General features: G+C 70.9%; 2 protein-coding genes. Both read left to right on the top strand.

Features of this window, described 5'->3' with window-relative positions:
• Positions 1 to 2,290 (top strand): SDR family NAD(P)-dependent oxidoreductase (locus ACFY2B_RS45770; protein WP_390768988.1); only part of this gene is annotated, 2,290 nt, incomplete at its 5' end.
• Between the two features lie 33 nt (positions 2,291 to 2,323).
• The coding region (locus ACFY2B_RS45775) for a type I polyketide synthase (RefSeq protein WP_390768989.1) at positions 2,324 to 9,415 on the top strand (7,092 nt) is incomplete at its 3' end.

A 9,415-nucleotide genomic window follows, 5' to 3' on the forward strand; every position in this document is an offset into this window, starting at 1 on the left:
GGTGGCCGAGTTGTTCGTGCGGGGTGTGGGGGTGGACTGGTCGGGGGTGGTGCCGGCGTCGGGGTGGGTGGATTTGCCGACGTATGCCTTCGACCGCCAGCACTTCTGGCTGCATGAGGCGGAATCCGGCCTCGACGCCACGGACGTGGCCGAAGGCGCGGACTCCGACTTCTGGGCCGCGGTCGAGCAAGCAGATCTGGATTCCCTCGGCGACTTGCTGGAGATGGCGTCGGCCGATCAACGCAGCGCCCTGGACACGGTCGTTCCCGTGCTGGCGGAATGGCGAGGAAAGCACCGCCGGAGGTCGGCGGTGGAGAAGCTGCGCTACCACGTCACCTGGCAGCCGCTCGAACGCGAAGCCACGGGCGTACCACGGGGCCGTTGGCTCGTCGTCGTACCGTCCGAACCTCCGCACGACGGTGCGACCCACGCCCTCCTGGAGGAGCTGACCGGTCAGGGACTCGACACGGTCCTGCTGACGGTCGGCGATCATGACGGCACCAGGGAGCGGCTCGCCGAGCGGCTGACCGCCGTCGTGGCCGAACACGACCTGTCCGGTGTTCTGTCCCTGCTCGCTCTGGACCAACAGGCAGGAGGCGGCCCGCAGGACGCGACCGCGATCACGGCGTCGACGCTCGCCCTGGTCCAGGCCCTGGGGGACGGCCACGTCAGCCAACCCCTGTGGTGCGTCACCAGAGGCGCGGTGAACATCGGTGTCCAGGACATCCTCACCGCACCGGCCCAGGCGTCGCTGTGGGGCCTCGGACGTGCCGCCGCGCTGGAACGCCCCGACCGGTGGGGCGGTCTGGTCGACCTGCCCGCCGTGGCCGACCGGCGCACGGTTCAGTACCTGCTCGGAGTGCTGAACGGCGCCGCCGGCGAGGACCAGCTCGCGGTGCGGCGCTCGGGCGTGTACACCCGGCGGCTCGTCCGCAAACCCGTGCCGGAGCCTGTCGGCGACGGCCGCTGGCAGCCCCGTGGCGCGATCCTGGTGACCGGCGGAGCCGAAGGACTCGGCAGGCACGCGGCGCTCTGGCTCGCGCTCACCGGCGCCGACCGGCTCATCGTCACCACCACCGCCCACGCACCGGAGCAGTGCGTGCCGGAACTGCGAGCCGAACTGGCCGCGCTCGGCCTTGGTACCGCGGTGGAGTCCTGCGCCGACTCCGATCGGGACGCGATCGCGCAACTGGTCTCCGCGACCGCCCCGGAACAGCCGCTCACGGCGGTGGTGCACGCGGCCGACATCACACAGACCAGTTCCGTCGACGACACCGACGTGAGGGACCTCGCCGACGTGTTCGCCGCCAAAGTGGACACCGCCGTATGGCTGGACCAACTGTTCGAGGACACGCCGCTCGAAGCGTTCGTCGTCTTCTCCTCGATCGCGGGTGTGTGGGGTGGCGGCGGCCAGGGCACGTCCGGAGCGGCGAACGCCGTCCTCGACGCCCTGGTCGAGTCGCGCAGGGCCCGGGGTCTGCGTGCGACGTCAATGGCGTGGGGAGCCCTCGACCAGATCGGCGTGGGCATGGATGAGGCCGCCCTCACCCAGCTCCGCCGCCGCGGTGTCCTTCCCATGGCTCCTCAGCTGGCGGTGACCGCGATGGTGCAGGCGGTCCAGGGCAACGAGAAGTTTGTGACGGTGGCCGACATGGACTGGGGGGCGTTCATCCCCGCGTACACCTCGGTCCGGGCCAGTCCGCTCTTCGCCGCGCTGCCTGAGGCAAGGGCGGTGCTCCAGGCATCGCAGGCGGACAGCGCGAACAGCGATACCGCCTCGTCCCTCGCCGATTCCCTGCGGGCGGCTACGGACGTCGAGCAGAACCGCATCCTGCTGCGGCTGGTCCGCGGCCATGCCTCGACCGTCCTGGGCCACAGCGGCGCGGGGGGCATCGGCCCACGCCAGGCGTTCCAGGACGTCGGCTTCGACTCGCTGGCCGCGGTCAATCTTCGCAACAGCTTGCACGCGGCGACCGGACTGCGCCTGCCGGCGACGCTGATCTTCGACTACCCCACCCCGGAAGCGCTGGTCGGCTACCTGCGTTCGGAGCTTCTCCGAGAGGCCGACGACGGCCTGGAAGGGCGGGAGGACGACCTCAGGCGGGTCCTGGCGGCCGTTCCGTTCGCCCGGTTCAAGGAAGCCGGCGTGCTCGACACCCTCCTCGGCCTCGCCGACACACAGGACGGGGAAGCGCCGGGTGCCGGGGCGCCGGACTCCGCGGACGCGGAACTGATCGACGCAATGGACGTCGCCGACCTCGTGCAACGTGCTTTGGGCAAGACGAGCTGACCCCAGATGGTGAACGAACCGTGGAGGATGGTTATGTCGGCGCCAGACGAGCAGATCGTTCAGGCACTGCGGTCCTCGCTGAAGGAGAACGCCAGGCTTCAGCAGGAGAACAGCACACTCGTCGCCGCAGCCGCGGAGCCCATCGCGATCGTCTCCATGGCCTGCCGGTACGCCGGTGGAATCCGCGGTCCGGAGGACCTCTGGCGGGTGGTGTCCGAGGGCACCGACGTCTACACAGGCTTCCCCGAGGACCGCGGGTGGGATCTTGAGGGCCTCTACCACCCGGACCCCGACAACCCCGGTACGACCTACGTGCAGAAGGGCGCCTTCCTGCACGACGCCGCCCAGTTCGACGCAGGTTTCTTCGGCATCTCGCCGCGTGAGGCCCTGGCGATGGACCCACAGCAGCGGCAACTGCTCGAGGTGTCCTGGGAGACCTTCGAGCGGGCCGGCATCGACCCCTACTCGGTGCGGGGCACCGACATCGGTGTGTTCACCGGGATACTGCACCAGGACTACGCGCCCGACCTCAGCGGGTACGAGGGGTACCTCAGCCTGGAGCGCGCGCTGGGCGCCGCGGGCGGCGTTGCCTCCGGAAGGGTCGCCTACACCCTCGGCCTCGAAGGTCCTGCGGTGAGTGTCGACACCATGTGCTCCTCCTCGTTGGTGGCGATGCACCTCGCCGTGCAGGCGCTTCGCCGGGGCGAGTGCTCGATGGCGCTCGCGGGCGGTTCGACGGTGATGGCGACGCCGGGCGGGTTCGTCGGCTTCGCGCGTCAGCGAGCACTCGCCTTCGACGGGCGCTGCAAGTCCTACGCCGCGGGCGCCGACGGTTCCGGCTGGGCCGAGGGTGTCGGCGTGCTGCTGCTCGAACGGTTGTCGGTGGCTCAGGAGCGTGGGCACCACGTGCTGGCGGTGATCCGCGGCAGTGCGGTGAACCAGGACGGCGCGTCGAACGGTCTGACGGCGCCGAACGGTCCGTCACAGCAGCGGGTGATCCGCAAGGCACTGGCCGGCGCCGGGCTCTCACCGTCCGATGTGGACGCAGTGGAGGGCCACGGCACGGGCACGGTGCTGGGCGATCCGATCGAGGCACAGGCGCTGCTGGCCACTTACGGGCAGGACCGGGACCCGAAACAGCCATTGTGGCTCGGATCGGTCAAGTCCGTGATCGGGCACACGCAGGCGGCGTCCGGTGTGGCCGGTGTGATCAAGATGGTGCAGGCGCTGCGGCACGAGGTGCTCCCGGCGACTCGGCACGTGGACGCGCCCACGCCCCAGGTGGACTGGTCCTCGGGGGCCGTCGAACTGCTGACCGTGGCTCGGGACTGGCCGCGCAATGGCCGTCCGCGCCGGGCCGGGGTCTCCTCGTTCGGTGCCAGTGGGACGAACGCCCACCTGATCCTGGAGGAGGCGCCCGCCGAGGAGACGCGGCCCGCCTCGGAGAAGGCGGTACCCACGGGCGTGGTGCCGTTGGTCGTGTCGGCGGGCACCGCTGCCTCGCTGGCGGCCCAGGCGGAGCGCCTGGCGGCGTTCATCGAGGGCACCGACGAGGTGCCGCTGGCGGACGTGGCCGGGGCGTTGGTGTCGGGCCGAGCGGTGCTGAACGAGCGTGCGGTAGTGGTCGCGGGCTCGGACGAGGAGGCGCTGGCCGGGTTGGGCGCACTGGCCCGGGGTGAGAACGCGGCCGGTGTGGTGGCCGGTTCGGGTGTGCCGGGCAAGGTCGTGTGGGTGTTTCCCGGCCAAGGGTCGCAGTGGTTCGGCATGGGCCGGGATCTGCTCGACTCCTCACCGGTCTTCGCCGAACGGATCGGGCAGTGTGCCACTGCGTTGGAGCGGTGGGTGGACTGGTCACTGGTGGAGGTGCTGCGCGGTGACACCGACCCCGCGCTCCTGGACCGGGTCGACGTACTGCAGCCCGCCAGTTTCGCGGTCATGATCGGTCTCGCGGCGGTGTGGTCCTCGGTGGGCGTGCAGCCTGACGCTGTGGTGGGCCACTCGCAGGGCGAGATCGCGGCTGCGTGTGTGGCAGGCGCCTTGTCGTTGGAGGACGCGGCGCGGGTGGTGGCGCTGCGCAGCCAGGCCATCGCCGCGGCGCTGTCCGGGCGTGGCGGTATGGCCTCCGCGGCATTGCCCGAGGACGAGGCGGTCGCGCGGTTGGAGCCGTGGGCGGGCCGGGTCGAGGTGGCCGCCGTGAACGGCCCCTCCTCGGTGGTGATCGCCGGCGATGCCCGGGCACTCGACGAAGCGTTGGACGCACTGGACGAGCAAGGTGTCCGTGTACGGCGGGTGGCGGTGGACTACGCCTCCCACACCCGGCACGTGGAGGACATCCGTGACACGCTGGCCGAAGCACTCGCCGGGATCGGTGCGCAGGCGCCGACGGTGCCGTTCTACTCGACCGTAACCGGCGAGTGGGTGCGGGACGCCGGGGTCGTGGATGGTGGGTACTGGTACCGGAACCTGCGGCAGCAGGTCCGGTTCGGCCCGGCGGTGCAGGACCTGCTCGAGCAGGGCCACGGAGTGTTTGTGGAGATCAGTGCCCACCCGGTGCTGGTCCAGCCGATCAACGAGATCGTCGACCGCGCCGATTCCGAGGCCGTGGTGACGGGATCGTTGCGGCGCGACGAGGGTGGCCTGCGACGCCTGCTGGCCTCGATGGGTGAGCTGTTCGTACGGGGTTGCGCGCTGGACTGGGCTGGGATCGTGCCCAGTGGGGCGACGGCCGGGCGCGTGGACCTGCCGACGTACGCCTTCGACCGCCGGCACTACTGGCTCCAGCTGGCTGATTCGGCGACCGACGCGGCGTCGCTGGGACTGACCGGCGCCGATCACCCGTTGCTGGGCGCGATGGTGCGGTTGCCGCAGTCGGACGGGCTGGTGTTCACCTCACGCCTGTCGTTGCGCTCGCACCCCTGGTTGGCCGATCACGCGATCGGTGGTGTCGTGCTCGTCCCCGGCACGGTGTACGTCGATCTTGCCGTGCGGGCGGGCGACGAGTTCGGCTACGGCGTTCTCGAAGAACTCGTGATCGAGGCGCCGTTGGTGCTGCCCGCGCAGGGCGGGGTGCGACTGCAGGTCGCGGTGGGCGGCGCGGGGGAGAACGGCTCGCGCACGGTGGACGTCTACTCCCTGCGTGAGGACGCCGTCGGCGATCGCGACGCGGATGTGTGGACGCGGCACGCCACGGGACTCCTGTCGGCCGCGCCGACGGCGCGGGCCGCGGGATTCGACTTCACCGCCTGGCCGCCGCCCGGTGCGCAGCCGGTCGAGGTCGGGGACTTCTACGACGACCTGGTCGAGCGCGGGTACGCGTACGGGCCAGCCTTCCAGGGCCTGCGGGCGGTATGGCGGCGAGGCGAGGAGGTTTTCGCCGCGGTCGCCCTGCCCGAGGAACAGCGGGAGGACGCAGGCAGGTTCGGCATTCACCCGGCGCTGCTGGACGCCGCCCTCCACACGAACGCCTTCGCCGACCCGGACGACGACCGCAAGGTGCTGCCCTTCGCGTGGAACGGGCTGCTGTTGCACGCCGTTGGTGCTTCCGCGCTGCGCGTGCGGGTCGCGCCCTGTGGTCCGGACGCACTGTCGTTCCAGGCCGCCGACGAGACCGGCGGCCTGGTCGTGACGATGGACTCGCTCGTGTCACTGCCGGTGTCCGCCGAACAGCTGGAGACGGCGGCGGAGGAGAGCCGCGACTCGTTCTTCCGGGTGGAGTGGACCGAGCTGTCCCCGGCCCAGCAGGTGGACATGCCGTCGTGGACGGAGGTTGCCACAGGCGATGACGTGGCTGCCCTGGAACAGGGCAGCGCGGTGCCGGCGGTGGCGCTCCTGCGAGCAGTCGGCGGTGACGACGAGGACGCGGCGCCGGCATTGGCCTCGCGGGTGCTGGGGGTCTTGCAAGCCTGGCTGACCGGTGCCGGGTCGGCGGACTCGCGGCTGCTGGTGATGACCTGCGGCGCGGTGCCTGCCGGTGGTGAGGACACGGTGACCGACCCGGCCGCGGCAGCGGTCTGGGGTTTGGTCCGGGCCGCGCAGGCCGAGTACCCCGACCGGATCATCCTTCTCGATGCCGATCCCGCCGATCCGGCTGGTGTGAGGCCGTTGCTGGGTTCGGTACTGGCCGGCGGTGAACCGCAGATCGCCGTGCGCGGCACGACCCTCTTCGTGCCTCGGCTCGCCCGTGTCGGTCAGCTCCCGGACGGTCCTTCCGTGTTCCGTCCGCACGGGACGGTTCTGCTCACGGGTGGCACCGGGTCGCTGGGGGGCGTGGTCGCCCGGCATCTGGTGTCCCGGCATGGTGTGCGGCGTCTGGTGCTGGCCAGTCGGCGGGGTCCGGCTGCCCCTGGTGCGGAGGAATTGGCCGCCGAACTCACCCGACTGGGCGCGGTGGTCTCGGTGGTCGCCTGCGACGTCTCCGCACGGGACCAGGTGGTGGAGCTGCTGGCGGCGATGCCCGATGAGCACCCCTTGGCGGGTGTGGTGCACATGGCCGGTGTGCTGGACGACGGCGTGATCTCGGCGCTGACCCCTGAGCGGTTGGCGGGAGTGTTCGGCCCGAAGGCGGACGCGGTACGGCACCTGGACGAGCTGACCCGCGGCATGGATCTCGACGCGTTCGTCGTGTTCTCGTCGGCCGCTGCGCTCATGGGGTCTGCTGGACAGGGTAGTTACGCCGCGGCGAACGCGTTCCTGGACGGGGTGATGGCCGGCCGTCGGGCGGCGGGCCTGCCAGGGGTGTCGTTCGCGTGGGGCCTGTGGGAGCAGGCCACCGGCCTGACCGCCCACCTCAGCGCCACCGACCGGGCACGGATGAGCCGTGGTGGTGTCCTGGCGATGTCGCCCGCCGAGGGCCTGGCGTTGTTCGACATCGGTCTGCGCGCGGGCCAGGCGCTGCTGGTACCGATCAAGCTCGACCTCCGGGCACTGCGCACCCAGGCCGCGGCAGGCGGAGAGGTCCCGCACCTGCTGCGTGGCATGGTCCGCGCGGGACGGCGTCTGGCGCGCGCGGGCACCGGGGACGGCAGCGCGCTGTTCCGCAGGCTCGCCGGACTGTCCCCGGACGAGCAGGAGAGCGCCCTGCTGGCCGTCGTCCAAGGCGAGGCGGGCGCCGTGCTGGGCTTCAGCGGCCCCGAGCTGGTGCAGGGCACCCGTGGATTCAGCGACATCGGGTTCGACTCCCTGACCGCGGTCGAGCTGCGGAATCGGCTGAGCGCGGCGACCGGAGTGAAGCTGCCCGCCACGCTGGTCTTCGACTACCCCACGCCGGCGGTGCTCGCCCGTCATCTGCGCGAGGAACTGGGCGGCACGATGGCGGGCGTCCCTGCCGCCGTTGCCGCGGTCGCAGCGGATCCCGATGAGCCGATCGCCATCGTGGGGATGGCGTGCCGATTGCCGGGTGGCGTGGCGGATCCCGAGGACTTGTGGCGGATGGTGCACGAGGGCCGGGAGGGGATGTCGTCCTTCCCCGAGGACCGGGGCTGGGACCTGGAGGGTCTGTTCGATCCGGACCCGGATCGCCCGGGGACGTCGTACACCAGTCGGGGCGGTTTCCTGCGCGGGGCGGGACTCTTCGACGCGGGGTTCTTCGGGATCTCGCCGCGTGAGGCGTTGGCGATGGACCCGCAGCAACGGTTGCTGCTGGAGGCTTCGTGGGAGGCGCTGGAGCGGGCGGGCATAGATCCGACAGCGGCGCGCGGCGACAACATCGGCGTCTTCTCCGGGGTCTCCATCCACGACTACCTTGAGTCCCTCAGCAATATGCCCGCGGAGCTCGAAGGCTTTGTCACGACGGCCACAGCGGGAAGTGTGGCGTCGGGGCGGGTGTCCTACGTGTTCGGTTTCGAGGGTCCCGCGGTCACCGTGGACACGGCGTGTTCGTCGTCGCTGGTGGCGATTCACCTCGCCGCGCAGGCATTGCGGCAGGGCGAATGCTCGATGGCGCTGGCCGGCGGTGTCGCCGTGATGGGATCGCCGATCGGCGTTCTCGGCATGTCGCGGCAGCGGGGCCTGGCCGAGGACGGGCGGTGCAAGGCGTTCGCGGATGACGCGGATGGGACCGTGCTGTCCGAGGGCGTCGGCCTGGTGGTGTTGGAGCGGCTGTCGGTGGCGCGTGAGCGTGGGCATCGGGTGCTGGCCGTGATCCGGGGCAGTGCGGTGAACCAGGACGGCGCCTCCAACGGGTTGACCGCTCCGAACGGTCCTTCGCAGCAACGGGTTATTCGCAGCGCCTTGGCCGGTGCGGGGCTGTCACCGTCCGATGTGGACGTCGTGGAGGCTCATGGGACCGGGACGGCGCTGGGTGATCCGATCGAGGCGCAGGCGTTGCTGGCGACGTACGGGCAGGACCGGGATCCGGAGCGTCCGTTGTGGCTCGGTTCCCTGAAGTCGAACATCGGCCACACGCAGGCTGCCGCGGGTGTGGCCGGCGTGATCAAGATGGTGCAGGCGCTGCGGCGCGGCGTCATGCCTCCCACGCTCCATGTACAGGAGCCCACGGCGCAGGTGGATTGGACGGCGGGCGCAGTCGAGTTGCTGGCCGAGGCCCGGGATTGGGAGAAGAACGGCCACCCGCGCAGGGCAGGTGTGTCCTCGTTCGGTATCAGTGGGACCAACGCCCACGTGATCATCGAGGAAGCACCTGCCGAGGAGACGGGTGCGGTCCCTGACGGGGCACTGCCTGACGATGTGGTGCCGTTGGTGGTGTCGGCGCGGGGCGTCGGTTCGTTGGCGGGTCAGGCCCGGCGGCTGGCGGACTTCATCGAGGGTGCTGCTGAGGTGTCGCTGCCGCACGTGGCCGATGCCCTGCTGTCGACCCGTGCGGTGTTGGGCGATCGTGCGGTGGTGGTGGCGGGGTCTGGTGAGGAAGCCGTGGCGCGGCTCGGTGCGCTGGAGCGTGGTGAGAGCGTGGCGGGTGTGGTTTCCGGTCGAGTGGGTGTGCTGGGGAAGTTGGTGTGGGTGTTTCCTGGTCAGGGTTCGCAGTGGGTGGGGATGGGTCGGGAGTTGTTGGAGTCGTCGCGGGTGTTTGCGGAGCGTATCGGGGAGTGTGCGTCTGTGTTGGAGCGGTGGTGTGACTGGTCGCTGGTGGATGTGTTGCGGGGTGTGGCTGATCCGGGGTTGTTGGATCGG

Source organism: Streptomyces sp. NPDC001270 (assembly GCF_042896695.1).
GTDB lineage: Bacteria > Actinomycetota > Actinomycetes > Streptomycetales > Streptomycetaceae > Streptomyces.